Origin of the sequence: Flavobacterium terrae (genome assembly GCF_900142035.1) — a bacterium.
GTDB classification, from domain to species: domain Bacteria; phylum Bacteroidota; class Bacteroidia; order Flavobacteriales; family Flavobacteriaceae; genus Flavobacterium; species Flavobacterium terrae.
Window position 1 is genome coordinate 261042 of sequence record NZ_FQZI01000001.1, and the last position, 18885, is coordinate 279926.

At 32.1% G+C, this 18885-nt stretch carries 21 protein-coding genes; 15 read left to right on the forward strand and 6 right to left on the reverse strand.

Annotated elements, in window-relative coordinates; translation table 11 throughout:
• The first annotated feature begins 69 nt into the window (after positions 1-69).
• Positions 70-780, forward strand: coding sequence for a hypothetical protein (locus tag BUC09_RS01190; RefSeq protein WP_143161840.1), 711 nt, complete (start codon positions 70-72; stop codon positions 778-780).
• 64 nt (positions 781-844) lie between these two features.
• Entirely contained in the window at positions 845-4144 is a 3300-nt protein-coding gene (mfd, locus tag BUC09_RS01195; RefSeq protein ID WP_234972517.1) for a transcription-repair coupling factor, read from the forward strand.
• A gap of 138 nt (positions 4145-4282) precedes the next feature.
• On the opposite strand, the gene BUC09_RS01200 is transcribed toward mfd, so the two are convergent.
• The 4 genes from BUC09_RS01200 to BUC09_RS01215 all read right to left on the reverse strand — a co-directional run bounded on the left by BUC09_RS01200 (position 4283) and on the right by BUC09_RS01215 (position 6856).
• Positions 4283-4720, reverse strand: a complete 438-nt coding sequence (locus BUC09_RS01200; RefSeq protein WP_084127056.1) for an SMI1/KNR4 family protein — start codon at positions 4718-4720, stop codon at positions 4283-4285.
• 98 nt (positions 4721-4818) lie between these two features.
• Positions 4819-5481, reverse strand: coding sequence for an aspartate kinase (locus BUC09_RS01205; protein WP_073307890.1), 663 nt, complete (start codon positions 5479-5481; stop codon positions 4819-4821).
• A gap of 113 nt (positions 5482-5594) precedes the next feature.
• Entirely contained in the window at positions 5595-5954 is a 360-nt protein-coding gene (locus BUC09_RS01210) for a YraN family protein (RefSeq protein ID WP_073307892.1), read from the reverse strand.
• Positions 5954-6856, reverse strand: coding sequence for a S66 peptidase family protein (locus tag BUC09_RS01215; RefSeq protein ID WP_084127089.1), 903 nt, complete (start codon positions 6854-6856; stop codon positions 5954-5956). Before BUC09_RS01215 ends, BUC09_RS01210 begins: the two co-directional genes overlap by 1 nt.
• Positions 6857-7015: 159 nt before the next feature.
• Between BUC09_RS01215 and metG the strand changes: the two genes are divergently transcribed.
• The 13 genes from metG to BUC09_RS01280 all read left to right on the forward strand — a co-directional run bounded on the left by metG (position 7016) and on the right by BUC09_RS01280 (position 16929).
• Entirely contained in the window at positions 7016-9076 is a 2061-nt protein-coding gene (gene metG, locus BUC09_RS01220; RefSeq protein ID WP_073307896.1) for a methionine--tRNA ligase, read from the forward strand.
• Positions 9077-9140: 64 nt separating this feature from the next.
• Positions 9141-9857, forward strand: a complete 717-nt coding sequence (locus BUC09_RS01225; protein ID WP_073307898.1) for a TIGR04255 family protein — start codon at positions 9141-9143, stop codon at positions 9855-9857.
• A gap of 2 nt (positions 9858-9859) precedes the next feature.
• Positions 9860-10309, forward strand: a complete 450-nt coding sequence (locus BUC09_RS01230; RefSeq protein ID WP_073307900.1) for a hypothetical protein — start codon at positions 9860-9862, stop codon at positions 10307-10309.
• A gap of 13 nt (positions 10310-10322) precedes the next feature.
• The gene (locus tag BUC09_RS01235; protein ID WP_073307902.1) at positions 10323-10892 is read left to right on the forward strand and encodes a hypothetical protein; all 570 of its coding nucleotides are present in this window, start codon (positions 10323-10325) and stop codon (positions 10890-10892) included.
• Between the two features lie 84 nt (positions 10893-10976).
• Complete coding sequence (locus tag BUC09_RS01240; protein WP_073307904.1) at positions 10977-11486, forward strand: ferritin; 510 nt, start codon at positions 10977-10979, stop codon at positions 11484-11486.
• Positions 11487-11504: 18 nt separating this feature from the next.
• Positions 11505-11690: a hypothetical protein gene (locus BUC09_RS01245; protein ID WP_073307906.1), complete on the forward strand. Its 186-nt coding sequence runs from the start codon at positions 11505-11507 to the stop codon at positions 11688-11690.
• A gap of 24 nt (positions 11691-11714) precedes the next feature.
• Positions 11715-12398 (forward strand): HAD family hydrolase, encoded by a 684-nt coding sequence (locus BUC09_RS01250; protein ID WP_073307908.1) that lies wholly within the window; start codon positions 11715-11717, stop codon positions 12396-12398.
• Positions 12398-13024: a chloramphenicol acetyltransferase gene (locus BUC09_RS01255; RefSeq protein WP_073307910.1), complete on the forward strand. Its 627-nt coding sequence runs from the start codon at positions 12398-12400 to the stop codon at positions 13022-13024. The genes BUC09_RS01250 and BUC09_RS01255 overlap by 1 nt, the downstream gene beginning before the upstream one ends.
• Positions 13024-13926: a histone deacetylase family protein gene (locus BUC09_RS01260; RefSeq protein WP_073307912.1), complete on the forward strand. Its 903-nt coding sequence runs from the start codon at positions 13024-13026 to the stop codon at positions 13924-13926. Before BUC09_RS01255 ends, BUC09_RS01260 begins: the two co-directional genes overlap by 1 nt.
• A gap of 85 nt (positions 13927-14011) precedes the next feature.
• Positions 14012-14422, forward strand: a complete 411-nt coding sequence (locus BUC09_RS01265) for a BrxA/BrxB family bacilliredoxin (RefSeq protein ID WP_073307914.1) — start codon at positions 14012-14014, stop codon at positions 14420-14422.
• Between the two features lie 81 nt (positions 14423-14503).
• Positions 14504-15238: a lysophospholipid acyltransferase family protein gene (locus tag BUC09_RS01270; RefSeq protein ID WP_073307916.1), complete on the forward strand. Its 735-nt coding sequence runs from the start codon at positions 14504-14506 to the stop codon at positions 15236-15238.
• 4 nt (positions 15239-15242) lie between these two features.
• Positions 15243-16235: an acyl-ACP desaturase gene (locus BUC09_RS01275; protein ID WP_073307918.1), complete on the forward strand. Its 993-nt coding sequence runs from the start codon at positions 15243-15245 to the stop codon at positions 16233-16235.
• 49 nt (positions 16236-16284) lie between these two features.
• A complete protein-coding gene (locus BUC09_RS01280) occupies positions 16285-16929 on the forward strand; it encodes an HD domain-containing protein (protein WP_073307920.1) in 645 nt (214 codons plus the stop codon).
• A gap of 27 nt (positions 16930-16956) precedes the next feature.
• Here the strand turns inward: BUC09_RS01280 and BUC09_RS01285 are convergent, their stop codons facing one another.
• Together BUC09_RS01285 and BUC09_RS01290 are read right to left on the reverse strand one after the other, a co-directional pair.
• A complete protein-coding gene (locus BUC09_RS01285; RefSeq protein WP_073307922.1) occupies positions 16957-18045 on the reverse strand; it encodes a serine hydrolase domain-containing protein in 1089 nt (362 codons plus the stop codon).
• Positions 18046-18101: 56 nt separating this feature from the next.
• Positions 18102-18884, reverse strand: coding sequence for an enoyl-CoA hydratase/isomerase family protein (locus tag BUC09_RS01290; protein WP_073307924.1), 783 nt, complete (start codon positions 18882-18884; stop codon positions 18102-18104).
• Position 18885: the final 1 nt, after the last annotated feature.

Below are 18885 nucleotides of genomic sequence, written 5' to 3' on the forward strand. Positions count from 1 at the left end.
TGTGTCACAAATATAACGTTTTCGATAATTATAAAACTCAATTCTTCTTAAGAACTTTAACACTTGTAGTTGACAGAAAAACAAAAACATTACATTTGCAAAGGAGTTTTATTTTGTGATATTATGATGAGATTAATTGCGCCTTTTTACCTTTTACTTTGCTTGATTTTTACTTCATGCAAAGATGATTCTGCTTTGCATCAGGCTGAAATAACAAGAGCACTTAAAGAAAAAGAGTTGGTTTTTGCTAACATTAATAAAGCATGGAACTTCAACACAAGAACACTTACTCCAGAATCACAATCTATAGCGACAAACTGGAACGAATGGCGATTATTTACTAATGAATTATATCAAAAACCAAAAAGTACAATAAGCGCTTTTAAACAAAAAACAAAAAGCTTAGCACAAAAAGCCGAAGTTTTAAATACATCTATACCTACAAAACTTCAAAAGCCACAAATAAAAAGTAGATTAATGGCGATTGTAACTAAGGTAAAAGCTTTAAACACTTTCATGGCTTTTGATAGGATTCCTGAAAAAAAAGTTCTCACTTTAGTAACAGATTTGAATATCGAAGTAAATGCATTTCAGGATCAAATTGAGGAAATAGTTAGAAGAAGTCATATTCAATTTGAAGAAGGTGAACTAGAAATGCTAAATTCAATTCGAGGAGGTGCAAATCCGTTAGAGTCACAACAGGATTCTATAAAAACTGTAAGTCCTCCTACACAAGGAACACCTCAAACAAACTTTAAAAAAGAAATAACCGTTCAATAATTACATCACGTTGAGTACAGAGCACATCAAACAGCTTTTTGCTAATGAATCTAAATATGAAGTAATCGCACAATCTATAACTGGCGATGCTAAAATTAATGTAAAAGGATTAGTTGGGTCATCACTATCTTTTGCAATTGAAAGCTGGTTCAAAAAATTAGACAAAACATTCTTAATCATTGCAAACGAAAAAGAAGAAGCGGCTTACATACTTAATGACTTAGAAGAATTAATTAATGAAGAAGATGTTCTTTTTTATCCTAGTTCTTACAGAAGACCTTATCAAATTGAAGACACAGATAATGCCAATGTTTTACTAAGATCTGAAGTTTTAAACAGAATTAATTCTCGCAAAAAGCCAGCGATAATTATTACCTACCCCGAAGCACTTTTTGAAAAGGTTGTTACCAAAAAAGAATTGGAAAAAAACACTTTAAAAGTTGCTGTTGGCGAAAAAGTTTCCATAGACTTTATCAACGAAGTTTTATTTGAATACAATTTTAAACGTGTCGATTTTATTACTGAACCAGGAGAGTTTTCGGTAAGAGGAGGGATTTTAGATGTCTTCTCTTTTTCTAATGATAACCCATATCGAATCGAGTTTTTTGGAAACGAAGTAGATAGTATTAGAACATTTGATGTTGCTTCACAACTTTCGATCGAGAAGAAAACTAAGATCACCATTATCCCTAATTTTGAGAATAAGCTTCTGGAAGAAAAAAGAGAAAGTTTCTTAGATTATATCAATTCAAAAACAACTCTTTTTATTCAAAACACCGATTTGTTATTAACAAATCTGGACAAACTATTTGGCAAAGCCGAAGAAAGCTTCGAGAAATTATCTAAAGATATTAAACATGCCTCTCCTGATGAATTATTCATCAATCAGAGGTCATTTATTAAGCAAGCGCTTAACTTTTCAGTTGTTGAATTAAGCAACAAACCTACTTTTAAGGTAGAACAAAGTTTCGAGCTACAAACCAAACCTCAACCTTCATTCAATAAGCAATTCGATTTGTTAATGGAGGATTTGAAAAGCAATCGTCAAAACGGAATCAAAAATTATCTGTTTTGTGCCAATGAACAACAGGCCAAACGTTTTCATGATATTTTCGAATCGATGGATGAGCAAAATCATGAGCATTTTGTAAAAGATTACGAAACTGTCGTACTTCCTTTATATCAAGGTTTTATTGATTACGAAAATAAAATTGCATGTTATACAGACCATCAAATTTTTGAGCGTTATCATAAATTCTCAATAAAAAACGGTTATGCAAAAAAACAAACCATCACTCTTAAAGAACTTAATGCGCTTTCTGTAGGAGACTATGTTACACATATAGATCACGGAATTGGAAAGTTTGGAGGATTACAAAAAATTCAAGTGGATGGCAAAACACAGGAAGCAATTAAATTAGTTTATGCGGATAATGACATCGTATATGTAAGTATCCATTCCTTACATAAAATTTCCAAATACAATGGTAAAGATGGTGTCCCTCCAAAAATTTACAAACTAGGTTCAAGTGCTTGGAAAGCATTAAAACAAAAAACCAAAGCACGTGTAAAACATATTGCTTTCAACTTAATTCAGTTATATGCAAAGAGAAGATTAGACAAGGGGTTTGCTTTTGCTCCTGATAGCTACTTGCAACATGAATTAGAAAGTTCCTTTATTTACGAAGACACACCAGATCAATTAAAAGCGACACAAGATGTCAAAGCCGATATGGAAAGTGATCGCCCAATGGATCGTTTGGTTTGTGGTGATGTTGGTTTTGGAAAAACAGAAGTAGCGATTCGTGCCGCATTCAAAGCAGCTGACAATAGTAAACAAGTAGCTATTTTAGTTCCAACAACTATTTTAGCATATCAACATTACAGAACTTTTAGAGAACGTTTAAAAGATTTACCTGTAAACATAAATTACCTCAACCGATTTAGAACTGCCAAGCAAAAAACAGAAATTCTAAAGGATTTAGAATCGGGCAAGCTTGACATAGTCATTGGTACACATCAATTGGTAAATAAAAACATTAAGTTTAAAAACTTAGGCTTATTAATTGTAGACGAAGAGCAAAAGTTTGGCGTAAATGTAAAAGACAAGCTTAAAACCATTGCCGAAAACATTGATACATTAACACTAACTGCAACACCAATTCCGAGAACTTTACAGTTTTCATTAATGGCTGCTCGTGATTTGTCTGTTATCTCTACTCCTCCACCTAATCGTTATCCAATAGAAACACAAGTCGTAGGTTTTAACGAAACGGTGATTAGAGATGCTATTTCGTATGAAATTGAACGTGGTGGCCAAGTATATTTCATCAATAATCGTATTGAAAATATTCAGGAGATTGCTGGAATGATTCAGCGTTTGGTTCCTAGTGCCAAAGTAAGCATTGGTCACGGCCAAATGGATGGTAAAAAATTAGAAGAAGTCATGCTATCTTTCATGGAAGGTGATTTTGATGTTCTTGTTGCCACAACTATTATTGAAAGTGGATTAGATGTGCCAAATGCCAATACAATCTTCATCAACAATGCTAATAATTTTGGATTGTCTGATTTACACCAAATGCGTGGTCGTGTAGGCCGAAGTAATAAAAAAGCGTTCTGTTATTTCATTACTCCGCCCTATTCTGCAATGACCGAAGAAGCTAGAAAACGTATTCAGGCTTTGGAACAATTTAGCGAACTAGGAAGTGGTTTCAACATTGCCATGAAAGACTTAGAGATTCGTGGTGCTGGAGATTTATTAGGTGGCGAACAAAGTGGTTTCATTAATGAAATTGGTTTTGAAACGTACCAAAAAATCATGCAGGAAGCCATTGAAGAGCTAAAAGAAAATGAATTCAAAGACTTATATCCAGAAGAAAGCGACATTGAAACTAAAGAATATGTAAAAGACCTTCAAATAGATTCTGATTTTGAATTGCTTTTCCCTGATGATTATATAAACAGTGTTACAGAACGTTTGAGTTTATATAACGACTTGGCCATAATCAAAACCGAAGAAAAATTACAGGAATATCAACAACAACTTGAAGATCGCTTTGGAAAGTTACCTAAATCGGCACTAGCACTATTGGACAGTTTGCGTATCAAATGGATTGCGTCTCATTTAGGTATCGAAAAACTAGTTTTAAAACAAGGAAAAATGGTTTGCTACTTCTTAGGTGACCAACAAAGTAATTACTACCAATCGACTCGTTTTCATAAAGTATTACTGTTTGTGCAACAAAACAGCAACTTATGTAAGATGAAAGAAAAAGAGACCAAAAATGGTCTCCGTTTGTTATTGAGTTTTGAAAATGTGAAATCAATTAAAAAAGCATTGGAATTGATAGAGATGATTTAAGTTTATAAAAAATTAATAATAATATTCTCTGTGTGAATTTTATCATGTAGTTCATATCAATTTAGAGTATCTAAAGAAGCATATTGTTTGAACTAGTAAAAAGATAGTTGATATTGTTTTTTGAAATCAAGGATACTTTTAATCTATCGCTTGAATTTTCTTAATATATTCCTCCAAAAAACAAGCCAAATAATTGTACTTAATCTGAGGCTCCAAGTCACCTTCAAAATAATAATATATTGGCGAATCATTCAGAATAGTAGTATCAATGAATGCGAAGATATATCCTTGATGTGAGAAGAATACAAAATGTTCTTTTTTAAATTCAAATGAACTATTATCATCTTTTAGTAATTCATTTGCGTATTCTCTTAATTCAAAAACTCTATCATAAAAACAATCCTCTCCTCTCAATATCCCTCCACCAGATTTACCCATTTTTTTCAAAAAGAACTTGTAATCATTTGGCAAAGTAACATCATAATAACTTTCAATATTATTTATTTGATTGTCATCAAGCCCCTCAAGTTTATATCCTAATTTTTCAATTTTATTTATTATTTCAATTATCATCATTTCTTAATAATTTGTTTGATAACATCTGTACCCAATAACGTGAAATCATTTTTACTCACAAAATGATATTAAAAAAAGCCCTTAAACAGGGCTTTTCTTTATTTTGTCGATTTCAAATCCTTAATCACTTTAAAAGCTTTGTCTACAATTTCATCATCTACTAAAATTGTAAACTCATTAGAAGTTGAAATTACTTCGTAAATAACAATTCCTTCCCAAGCCAAACGTTGGAAAATAAAATAATAAATTCCTGGAACCGATGTGTTTTCTTTAGGAAGTTTAACCGTTATAGAAGCTAAATTTTCTAACTTCTGCGTTAATTTTTCTCCCTTAAAGTGTTTCTCAATCAAGTGAGAAATACTATCACTTACCACTATATTTGTTTCGTTTACACCACGAGATGATGTATAAAAAATATCTGAATGTGAATCGATATCCGAAATCAAATCAGCTTGTTTGTTTAAAATCGTATCTGAAATAAGAAACGTATAATCTGTTAACGATGAACGTACAGTAATTTCACCTATGTTTTTTAAAACCTTAGTAATCTTATGATTCACCTTAAAATCTAAGTCTTCAGACAGACGCTTTAATGCCATAATTACAGCACCTTGTTTTACGTCTTTCCCTAATTCTTCTTCTAATTCATCGGTAATCGTTCTCGCTAAAGAAGTCAAGTTAATAATTCCTTGCGATAATGCATTTAATAAAAAGGGTTTGGTTTTAATGTAGTTCTCTACAACTGAAGAAATCGTTTTCATTTATCTGTCCTAATTTTTGGCAAATATAGAAAAAAAACATTTTGTTACGAATTTAACCTTGCTATATTTTTTTAAATGCTTTTATAACAATAGGGGTGTTTTTTGAGCAAATTTTAAAAATGATAAAAAGCATCTTCAAGATGCTCTATTGTAAAATTACCTTTGTCGTGTATTACTGAGATGATATCAAAACGAATAGAAAGGTCAAGATTTTTCAAATTGACATATTCGTCGATAGCCTTAACAAGAAGTTTTATTTTTTTAGGGCTTACAAAATCTTCAGGGTTTCCGTAGTCTACCGAAGAGCGGGTTTTTACTTCAACAACAATTAGAGTGTCATCTTTTTGAGCAATGAGGTCAATCTCTGCTTTTTGAAAAACAAAATTACTTTCTAAAACAGTGTAACCATTTTTTTGAAGATATTCTTTAGCAAGCTCTTCGCCTTTTTTACCTAAATAATTATGGAAAGCCATTATCTTTCAAAAAAGACCTTAGTGCATTCAGCATTTACATCTAGTTCAATTTGTGAACCAAAAACCAAGGCACGATTGTCTTGAATATGTCCGGCTGGAAAATTATAAACAATAGGAATATTATATTTTTTAGTCACATCTTCAATGATTTGTAACGCATCCTTACCCCAAGGTATATCATTGTCTTTCATCTTTGTCATCCCTCCCACTAAAATTCCTTTGATACTTTCCAAACAACCATTACGTTTTAAATTCATCATCATACGGTCAATGTGATACAAGTACTCGTCTAAATCTTCAATAAAAAGAATTTTATCATTGCAATCAATGGCTGATGGTGACCCAAACAAACTATATAAAATCGACAAATTACCACCCACTAATTCCCCTGTGGCTTTGCCTAACTTATTCATATTATGAAACGGAATATCATATTCCAACCTCTCAGTACCAAACAATGCAATTTTCATTGTCTCTTTAGCTTGTTTTGAAGCTCTAGCTACAGTCACAGGCATAATTCCATGAATCGATTTATAACCCATCGTATTCAAATGACTATGTAAAACTGTTACATCACTAAAACCAACAATCCATTTTGGGTTCTGCTTGAATTTTGTAAAATCCAATAAATCCAACATTCTCACTGTTCCATAACCTCCGCGAACACACCAAATCATTTTAATGTTAGGATTATCTAATTGCTCTTGAAAATCTTTGGCACGTTGCTCATCGGTTCCTGCCAACTGATTTAAATCTAACCCAATAGTACTTCCTATTTTTACTTCTAATCCCCAACTTTTCAATAATTCTATAGCTGGTTTCAAATTATCATCAATGTTTTTACGAGCAGTAGCCACAATAGCCACCGTGTCGCCTTTTTTAAGTAAAGGAGGTGTTACCATCATTTTTTGTGAATAGGATAAATTAAAAATAAGTATTAAAACGAGTAAATAGCGAGACATTACTTATTAAGTTATAGTTTCAAAAGTAATAAATTAGGAATAGTATTCGTGTATTCTTGGACGAAAAAACCTTATTTTTGCACTCAATTTAGTTGAATTATGGTACAAAATCCGAAAAGATATACAATTACGGCAGCTTTGCCTTATACTAACGGCCCCATCCACATTGGTCATTTAGCTGGTGTGTATGTTCCTGGTGATATTTATGCACGTTTTTTACGTTTACAAGGTAAAGACGTGGCTTACATTTGTGGAAGTGATGAGCATGGAGTTGCAATTTCAATGAAAGCCAAAAAAGAAGGAATTACTCCACAAGAAGTAATAGACAAATACGACGGAATCATTCGTCAGTCTTTTATCGATTTTGGAATTTCATTTGATAATTACTCTAGAACTTCTGCCAAAATTCATCATGAAACCGCTTCAGAATTTTTTAGAAAATTGTATGACGAAGGTAAATTCATCGAAGAAACTACAGATCAATTATACGATGAAAAAGCAGATCAGTTTTTAGCCGATCGTTTTGTAATAGGTACTTGTCCAAAATGTGGCAACGAAGAAGCCTACGGTGACCAATGCGAAAAATGTGGTTCGTCATGGAATGCTACCGATTTAATTAACCCAAAATCAACAATAACAGGAACAAAGCCTGTTTTAAAATCAACGAAACACTGGTTTTTACCTTTAAATGAATATTCTGATTTTTTACAGAAATGGATTGTAGAAGGGCATAAAAATGACTGGAAACCGAATGTGTACGGACAGGTAAAATCTTGGATTGATGGTGGATTAGAGCCTCGTGCAGTAACTCGTGACCTAGACTGGGGAATTGATGTTCCTGTAGAAGGTGCAGAAGGTAAAAAACTATATGTGTGGTTTGATGCGCCTATCGGTTATATTTCATCAACAAAAGAATGGGCCGCACGTAAAGGTAAAGACTGGGAACCTTACTGGAAATCAGATGATACAAAATTAGTTCACTTTATCGGAAAAGACAATATCGTATTCCATTGCGTGATTTTCCCTGCGATGTTAAAAGCAGAAGGAAGCTATATTTTACCAGATAATGTTCCAGCCAATGAATTCCTAAATTTAGAAGGAAACAAATTATCGACTTCTAAAAACTGGGCGGTTTGGTTGCACGAATATTTAATCGATTTCCCTGAAAAACAAGATGCTTTACGTTATGCCTTAACGGCGAATGCCCCAGAAACACAAGACAACGATTTTACCTGGAAATCTTTCCAAGCAAGAAATAATAATGAGTTGGCTGCTATCTTTGGAAACTTCATCAACCGTGTGGTGGTATTAACTAACAAATACTACGACGGAATTGTTCCTGCTCCAAACGAATTCAATGCAATTGACGAAGCTACTTTAACCGAATTAAAAGCCTATCCAGCAGTGATTGCTTCTTCTGTAGAAAGATACAGATTTAGAGAAGCATTAGGCGAAATGATGAACGTAGCTCGTTTGGGTAACAAATATTTAGCCGATGAAGAACCTTGGAAAATGGTAAAAACAGATCCTGAGCGAGTTAAAACACAAATGTATGTAGCATTGCAAATTGCTGCTGCTTTACGAGTATTGGCTGAACCATTCTTACCGTTTACAGCTAATAAATTAGCCAATATCTTAAAATTAGACGAATTAAATTGGAACAAAGTAGCTGAAACTTCAGATTTACTGCCTGCAGGTCATAAAATTGGCGAAGCAGAAATTCTTTTCGCTCAAATTGAAGATGCAGAAATCCAAAAACAAATTGATAAACTCGAAACTACTAAAAAAGCAAATGTAGTAGCCACAAATAATAAAATTATGCCTCAAAAAGAAACTGCAACTTTCGACGATTTCTCAAAAATCGATTTACGTGTTGGAACTATTATCGAAGCCGAAAAAATGCCTAAAGCAGATAAATTATTGGTTTTAAAAGTAGATACTGGATTAGATGTTCGTACTATTGTTTCGGGAATTGCAGAACACTTCACACCTGAAGAAGTAATTGGAAAAAGAGTAACGGTTTTAGTTAACTTGGCACCAAGAGCTTTGCGTGGTGTGGAAAGTCAAGGAATGTTGTTACTGACAAATAACGCAGAAGGCAAACTAGTATTTGTAAGCCCTGAAGCAGAAGGAGTAGAAAACGGAGCTACAATTAGTTAAAATTTTCAGTACAAAATATAATTTTGTCACATTCTTTCATATATTTACATCATCTGAATAACTTATGATATATCCTCAATTAAAAAATACACCTATAAAAGAAATTATCTTTTCAATTTCTTATGAGGAAATTGTGGACAAAGATTGTTTCGATAAATTTGTTAATTTAGATTCTATCAAAAACAATTTTAATGATATTAAACCTTCTGTTACAAATGAATTTGAGGTAAGTAATGGAGGGGTTAGAATTTTAAAAGACAATAGTGGTTTTCATTTAAGAAACAAAAATGAAGTTTTGCAAATGAGAAAAGGGTCGTTGTCTTATCATCATCTGAATTCGTATAGAGGTTTTGGTGAAATATTAACTTCGTTATTAGAATATTGGGAAATTTTTGACCAAATAACTAAAGATAACCTTACGATAACCAATATTTCTGTTCGATATATAAATGTAATAGAAATTGATAAGTCAAATCCTGCATCGCACCTTGTTCAATTATACCCCAAACAATCAGATGATAGAGAGGTTTTAAACTTCCAGAGTTCTGTTCGTTTTTCGTATAAAGATAATTCAGATTTTATTGTCAATGCAGTATCTACAAAACCAAAAGAGGATATTGTTTTATTAGATATAAGTGTAAGCAGTAAATTAAAACCTTTTGGCGAAAATAAAATTGACTTAGAAAAACAATTTTTGCCTTTACAAAACATAAAAAATAGAGCTTTTTTTGATTCGATTACAGCTAAAGCTCTTATAAAGTATATAAATCAAGAAAATTAATTATGGAAAATTCATTAACATTCTTAGCAGAGGATTTGGTTTTAAAACAATCCGAATTGTTCAGAGATGAATATGTAAACTCTGAAATTAATCAAGTTCATACTTTTAATGAATTAAGTGTTTCCGATCTAGATGATTGGTATAACAGCATTTTAATGAAATTTAGTTTTCTTAATGAAATTCAAGTAAAAAATATTCAAGGATTTTTAAAAGCTTTAGGTTATGTTCTTGGAGAGATTGACCCTAATAAATTAGAAATATCTTTGGATTCAGTTGAGGATTCAGATTTAATGTTGTGGCGTGAATCCAATCATGGAATATCAATGATTACGTTCGATGAATATGGTCAAATAGTTTACAGCTTTATAGGTAAGAATGGCAAAAAAATTAAAGGCACTTTTGACCAAAATATTGATATGGAAAAATTGCTTTATAAGTTTATTTCTGCATAACAATAAAAAATTAATGACAGAATGTTCTTTAGCATATATCCCCAATAGGTTACATTCATTAGGCAAAGAGATTATACCAGAATTTTCGATTGGTGAAGAATTATATTACAGATGTAGCTTCAACGATCTTGTGAAACCATATCAATCAATTAGCTTATATGATGTTTCACATAATAGAAATTTTAACGACACTATTAATTACCCAAAAGATGATGTGTTGTATAATATAGACTCTGATAAAAACATTGAAAGAATTCCAGAAAAGGAAATAAGCACCACAGTGATAAAATCACTTAGTGAAAATGGAACGTTTGAAAAAATCCTCGTAAGTAAAAACAATCCTGATTTAATTGCTAAAATTAAATTGAATCATGATCCAAAACCTTGTATGTATCCACATTGTGTTTTTGAAATCTCTTTAAATAATGTAATTGTCAATAAAGACAATTATGGAAATACTTTAAACAAAAGTGGTAGTACATATAAAAATTTAAGATCTGATATAAGAATCGAGTTAACTTCAATTATTTACTCTTCAATTATTGACAATAGTGAAGACATAGAAATACTTACAGATCTTTAAATAAAGAAAATTCTAAAATTCAAATTATCTAAAAGAATAATATGTTAGTTTTTCTTCTTAACTTTATAGAAAACGAATTAAACTATGTTACAAAAAAGTATTGAAGACGCTTTAAACAAGCAAATTAGAATCGAAGCCGAATCGTCACAAGTTTATCTTTCCATGGCATGTTGGGCCGAAATTCATGGTTTTGAAGGCATTGCCCGTTTTATGTATTTACAATCTGATGAAGAGCGTATGCACATGCTTAAATTGATTAAGTATGTTAATGAACGTGGAGGTCATGCCCAAATAACCGATTTAAAAATGCCTAAAACGACATTTACTGCTTTTCAGGAAATGTTTGAAGAATTATATAAACATGAACTTTTTGTTTCACAATCTATCAACGAATTAGTTCACATCACTTTTGAAACTAAAGATTATGCTACTCATAATTTTTTACAATGGTATGTAGCTGAACAAATTGAAGAAGAAGCGCAAGCAAAAAACATATTGGATAAAATCAATATGATAGGTGATGATAAAGGAGGATTGTACTTGTTTGATAGAGATATTTTGCAAATTACAGCGAAGAATGCAACCGAAAAATAAGCATAAAACCTTTTTGCTTTGAGCAAAAAAGAAAAAAATAAAGACAAAGACAAGCACGAAAAAGAGCTTAAAAAACTACACAAGAAAGCAGAAAAGTGTAAGTCAAAATGTTGCGAAAAATATAAAAAGAAAGAGTCTAAACGTTGCAAGCGTTGCCCTATGTTTGACTTGATTGAAAAATATCATATAACTCCTTCTTTATGAAGGAGTTTTTTATAACACAAAGCCATGAAACCAAAAATAATTGCTTTTGATGCTGATGATACACTTTGGCATAACGAACCTTACTTTGATGAAGCGCAAGAAAAATTTTGTGCCTTGTTTCGGAACTATGCTTCTCATCAAGAAATCTTGCAACTAATTCTAAGTCATCAAGTAAAAAATCTGGCTTTATATGGTTTTGGAATCAAAGCTTTTACTTTGTCAATGGTTGAATCTGCTTTAAAATTGACGAATCATCAAATTTCAGGTAACGCTATTGATAAAATCCTTCAAATAGGAAAAGAGTTATTACAAAAACCTGTAGAATTATTACCTGATGTAGAAGAAGTCCTTAAAGAACTTAAAGGAAACTACAAACTTATTGTTGCTACCAAAGGTGATTTGAAAGACCAACACAGAAAATTACACGATTCCAGTCTGGGTCATTTTTTCCATCATATTGAAGTGATGAGTGATAAAACCGATGTTGATTATCAAAAAATGCTCAAGCGATTAGATATTCAACCCAGTGATTTTATGATGATTGGAAATTCTTTGAAATCAGATGTGTTACCAGTTTTAAATATTGGTGGTTATGGTATTCACATCCCTTATCATACAACTTGGGCTTATGAACAAATCGATTTTGAAGTAATTCATGATAACTTTAGATCTATTTCAAATATTAAAGAAGTCTTATCTTTGCTTTAATGAAAACAAAATTAGACCTTAATAATTGGAATCGTAAAGAACATTTTGAGTTTTTTAGTAAAATGGAAGAGCCCTTTTTTGGACTCACATTTACCATTGATTGTACTCAAGCTTTCAATAAAGCTAAAGAACTAAACGTTTCTTTTTTCACGTATTATTTACATAAAACATTAATGGCCATCAATACTGTCGAAAATTTCAAATATCGTATTATCGACAATGAAGTTTACATTTGGGATCGAATAGATGTTTCATCAACCATCATGCGTGAAGATAAAACCTTCGGTTTTTCATTAATTGAATTTGACACAGACCTCAACCAATTCAACCAAAATACAATCGAGGAAATAGAACGAATTCAAAACACAACAGGACTGCTTACTCGTGAATTTCCTGATAATAATTTAATTCATTTTTCAGCCATACCTTGGATCGATTTTACTTCAATTTCTCATGCTCGTGGATTTTCATTTCCAGACAGTTGTCATAAAATTTCATTTGGTAAAATGACTGAAACAAATGGAAGAAAATCGATGCCGATGTCAATTCATGTTCATCATGGATTAGTTGATGGCTATCATGTAGGTTTGTTTATAGAAGAGTTTGAAAAGCAAATGAATTTGTAATGTTCACCATTGCTTACCATCCTATTTATAAACATCCTTTGCCTGAAGGTCATCGTTTTCCGATGATTAAATATGAGTTGCTCCCTCAACAATTACTACATGAGGGAACGGCCACCAATAAAATGTTTTTTGAACCAGAAATAGCTGACTTAGCCCCTATTTTTGCAGTACACACAAAAGAGTATGTCGACCATTTAATCCATTTAACTCTTGATGCAAGAGCAGCCAGAAAAATTGGCTTTCCCCTTTCAGCAGAATTAGTCGAAAGAGAATTACGTATTGCTCAAGGGACAATTATTGGAGTTCAAAATGCTATTAATGATGGTGTAGCTTTCAATATTGCTGGTGGCACTCATCATGCCTACAGCAATCACGGAGAGGCTTTTTGTTTATTAAATGACCAAGCCATAGGTGCTCAATTTTTACTGAACAAAAAACTTGCTAAAAAAGTTTTAATCGTAGATTTAGACGTACATCAAGGCAATGGAACAGCTGAAATTTTTCAAAATAACGAGGCCGTTTTTACCTTTTCCATGCATGGTAAAAGTAACTATCCTTTCAAAAAAGAAACTTCTGACTTAGATATTGCTTTACCTGATGGAACTTCTGATGATGATTATTTAAGGATTTTGAATGCCACATTACCAAATTTGATAGAAACCCAAAAACCTGACTTTATCTTTTATTTAAGTGGCGTAGACATCGTTGACACAGATAAATTAGGAAAATTAGGATGCTCTCTTCAAGGTTGTAAAAAACGTGATGAAATCGTTTTTGAACTTTGTAGAAAACACCAAATCCCAGTACAGTGTAGTATGGGAGGTGGTTATTCTCCTGAAATCAAAACTATTATCGAAGCACATGCCAATACATATAGAGTAGCTAAAGATATTTTCCATTAACATCCGTTAAATTCCTATTAAATAAAACGCTAAAATTTATATTCTTCGTAACTTTGCTTTTCAATAACTTTTTAACTAAAAGAATATGTATCCAGAAGAAATGGTAAAACCAATGCGTGCAGAATTAACTGATGCTGGTTTTCAAGGTCTATATACTGCTGAAGAAGTAGAAAATGCTTTAGCTCAAAAAGGAACAACTCTAGTAGTTGTGAATTCGGTTTGTGGTTGTGCAGCTCGTAATGCTCGTCCAGGCGCAAAAATGAGTTTAGAAGGTGATAAAAAACCTGATCAGTTAATCACAGTTTTTGCGGGAGTTGATAAAGAAGCAGTTGATGCAGCACGTCAACACATGTTTCCTTTCCCTCCTTCTTCACCAGCAATGGCTTTATTTAAAGATGGTGAGTTAGTTCACATGTTAGAACGTCACCACATTGAAGGTCGCCCTGCAGAAATCATTGCAGACAATCTAAAAGATGCTTACAGCGAGTTTTGCTAAATAGAAAAATCTCAAAATGAAACCACTTTTAGAGTGGTTTTTTTATTTAATGACTTACCTTTGCACAAATTGATGTAAATAATGCAAAAATTAATTTCCTATCCAATATCTGTAATTTATTACATGTTCTTTGGCTTATGCCTGTTAATTTTTCACCCCATTCAATGGATTTGTTTAAACGTATTTGGATACCAAGCACACAAAAAAAGTGTTGATTATTTAAATTTTTGTTTGACAAAATGTACAAATCTTTTAGGAACTACCTATGATGTTCAAAATATTGATTTAGTACCAAAAAATGTTCCGATAATTTTTGTCGCTAATCATCAAAGTTTATATGATATAGTAGGGATTATATGGAACTTAAGACGTTCACACCCAAAATTTGTAAGTAAAAAAGAACTTGGAAAAGGAATTCCGAGTGTTTCATACAACTTAAGACACGGTGGATCAATTTTAATTGATAGAAAGGACCCTAAACAAGCCCTTCCCGCAATTAAAAGTTTAGGAGAATATATTGAGAAACACAAAAGAGCTGCAGTTATTTTTCCAGAAGGAACAAGAAGTAAAACTGGAGTGCCAAAACGTTTTTCAGAAAACGGTCTCAAAATTTTATGCAAATATGCCCCTTCCGCTTACGTTGTTCCAATTTCTATAAACAACTCATGGAAAATGGTTCGCTACGGAAGTTTCCCTATGGGATTAGGAAATAAATTACAATTCATAATTCATGAACCAATAGCTGTTAAGGATTTACCATTTGGTGAATTAATAGAAAAAACGGAATCTGCTGTTGTAAGTGGAATAAAAAATTAAAATTATGTCAATACAAAATGTGCGCTTGGAGGTGATGCAGTTTCTAGAAAAAAGCATTGATAGCTTTGTTGAACAATACTTACTCCCAATAGAAAAAATTTGGCAACCCTCAGATTTGTTGCCAAACTCTGAAAGTGAATCTTTCATTGAAGATGTAAAAGAATTAAGAGAAATTGCTCAGGATTTACCTTATGATTTTTGGGTTGTTTTAGTAGGTGATACTATCACTGAAGAAGCATTACCAACTTACGAATCTTGGCTAATGGATGTTGAAGGAGTTTCACAAAAACCAGATAACGGATGGTCAAAATGGTTACGCCATTGGACTGGTGAAGAAAATAGACATGGTGACTTGTTAAACAAATATTTATACTTGTCTGGTAGAGTTAACATGCGTGAAGTAGAAGTTACTACTCAGCATTTAATTGCAGATGGTTTCGATCCAGGAACCGACAGAGACCCTTACAAAAACTTTGTGTTTACAAGTTTTCAAGAATTAGCAACTTATGTTTCGCACAATCGAGTAGCGCAATTAGCAAAAAAATATGGTGATAATAAATTGTCTAAAATTTGCAAATTAATTGCTGGAGACGAAATGCGTCATCACCATGCATATTCAGATTTTGTGAAAAGAATTTTTGATGTAGATCCTAGTCAAATGATGATGGCTTTTCATCATATGATGAAACACAAAATCAATATGCCTGCTCAACTAATTAGAGAATCTGGTGAAAAAATAGGAAGTGCATTTGAGCAATTTTCTGAATCAGCGCAACGCATAGGTGTTTACACTTCTATGGATTATGTTGACATTATGCAAAAACTAATTCAAAAATGGGAAATTGATAAAATTTCAAATTTAACTGACGAAGCAGAGAAAGCAAGAGATTACTTAATGAAACTTCCAGATAGAATGACAAAACTGGCAGAAAGAATCAAAATTGCTCCTGAATCACATGTTTTTAAATGGGTACAGCAACCTGCATTAATAAAATAAAATTCTAATCCTTTCTATTACAGAAGGGATTTTTTTAATCTAAATTACAATGAGTTTAATCGAAAATACTATCGCATTTGTAAAACAACAACTTGAAGGAGCCGAAGGAGGACATGATTGGTTTCATATAGAACGTGTCTATAAAAATGCTTTACTAATTGCACAAAGAGAAAAATGTGACTTAACTGTGGTTCAGTTAGGTGCTTTACTTCACGATATTGTCGACAGTAAATTTCATGGTGGAGATGAAACTGTTGGCCCTAAAACAGCTCGTACATTTTTGGAAAGTCAAAATACTAGTGAAGAAATCATTCAGCATGTGATTAACATTATCGAAAACATTTCGTTTAAAGGTGGTAATTTTGAAAAAAAATTCAACTCAAAAGAGCTTGAAATTGTTCAAGATGCCGATCGTTTAGATGCTATTGGAGCTATTGGGATTGCGAGAGCTTTCAATTATGGGGGGTTTAAAAATAGAGCGCTATACAATCCAGCAATTGAGCCAAAATTCAACATGACTAAAGAAGAATATAAAAATAGTGACTCTCCAACAATAAATCACTTTTATGAAAAGTTGCTGTTGTTAAAAGACAAAATGAATACCTCAACAGGTTTTAAAATAGCTGAAGAAAGACACAAATTTATGGAACAATTTCTATCACAGTTCTATGCTGAATGGGAAGGTCAGAAATAAAAGAGAGAACCAAAATGGTTCTCTCTTTTATTTTAAATTAGATATATAGTCGATATAATTTTTAGCTAAATCTGAAAAATCTTCATACTCAAGCTTTGCATTTAAACTCCTGTTAGCTAAAACAACAACTACCAACTTACTTTTGGGGTAAATATGCATAAAACTTCTTGTACCAACCCAGTTTCCGTCATGACCATAATAAAAATTATTGCATTTATCACGTTGACAATGAAACCCAAGACCATAGTCCGTTTTCTTGCCATCATTGGTCTTTTGGGAGGTCAATAATGTTATTAAAGTTTCTTTTTTTAATATCCTATCAGGAAACAAAAAACCATTTCCAAGTTTGATTATATCTTCACTTGTAGACAAATAACAAGTTTCAGCATATCTAAATTCTGAACTAATATTTTTAACCTCATTAAAGTCGTTTTTGTCTAGTGAATACAATTTGGAAATAGTTGGTAATGTATGACCAATAGAATCTTTTAAAGTATTGACCATTTTCAATTTATTCAAAACCACCTCCCTTTGAAATTCAGTAAGCTCTTTAGAAGATTTAGCCTCTATAATCAATCCTAAGATTTTAAATCCTAAATTACTATATAAAAATTTATCAGAAGGTTTGAATTGCTGTTTTGTCTTTTTAAATAATTCAAAAAAATTAGTTCTTTTTATAGTTGCCTCCTGGTAATAACCGTCTTCATCAAGGTTTCTCTGAAATCCTGCTAAATGTCCTGCTAGCTCCCGTACAGAAAAATCGAAAGTCTTTTTCGGGAGTTTTTTTAAGTAGAAATAAGCACTTTTATCCCAATCTACTGAATCCATCTCAACTAATTTAGCCAATGAAGAAATTGTAATTGTTTTGGTTATGCTGGCAATATTAAATTGCGTTTCGAAAGGAGTAACAGGAATTTTATTTTTTAAATCAGCATATCCAAATCCTTCAGAAAATACTAAAGTGTCATTATATGAAATAGAAACAGATATACCCGGAATATTTTCTTTTTCTTTATACTTTTGGATGAACTTCCGTGTTTTTATATTTACTTTTTCAAAACTTATTTGTGAAAATGTAACTGTGGAAGAAAAAATTAGAAACAACAAATATCTCATAATAAAAAAACAGTAAGCTGTTATGCTTACTGCTACTGTATATATTCTTTAAAATTTTATTTTCCTGTAAACTCTGCTTTTCTTTTTTCTAAAAAGGCTGTTGTTCCTTCTTTAAAATCGGCAGTGGCAAAACATTCGCCAAACTTGTTTATTTCTATCTCAAACCCGTTAACTCCATCTTTATAATTTGCATTAACAGCTTTGATTGCTTTTCCTATTGCCACTGGAGAGTTTTTCAGTATTTTATTAGCAATCGTCATGTATGTTGAAAACAAATCGGCTTGCGGCACTACGTGGTTTACTAAACCATAATTTAAAGCTGTTTGGGCATCTATCATACCTGCTGTCATAATCATTTCCATAGCACGACCTTTTCCAACTAATTGTGGTAAACGTTGCGTTCCTCCATAACCTGGAATAACTCCTAGAGAAGTTTCTGGCAATCCCATTTTAGCATTGTCTGATGCTATTCTAAAATGACATGCCATTGCTAATTCTAAACCTCCACCTAATGCAAAACCATTGATAGCTGCAAAAACGGGAGTTTTCATGTTTTCTATAAAATCGAACAGTAACTCTTGCCCTTTAGCAGCTAGTTGAGCACCTTCTTTGGCAGAAAAATTGGCAAACTCAGATATATCAGCACCAGCAACAAAAGCTTTTTCTCCACTTCCTGTAATTACAATTACTTTAACTTCTGGATTTTCTTCAATCGTTTTTAAAGTTTCATGTAATTCTAAAATGGTTGCTTTGTTTAACGCATTTAATTTTTCTGGTCTATTAATAAAAATAGTTGCAATTCCTTTTTCGTGTTCTAAAATTATATTTTCTAGTGCCATA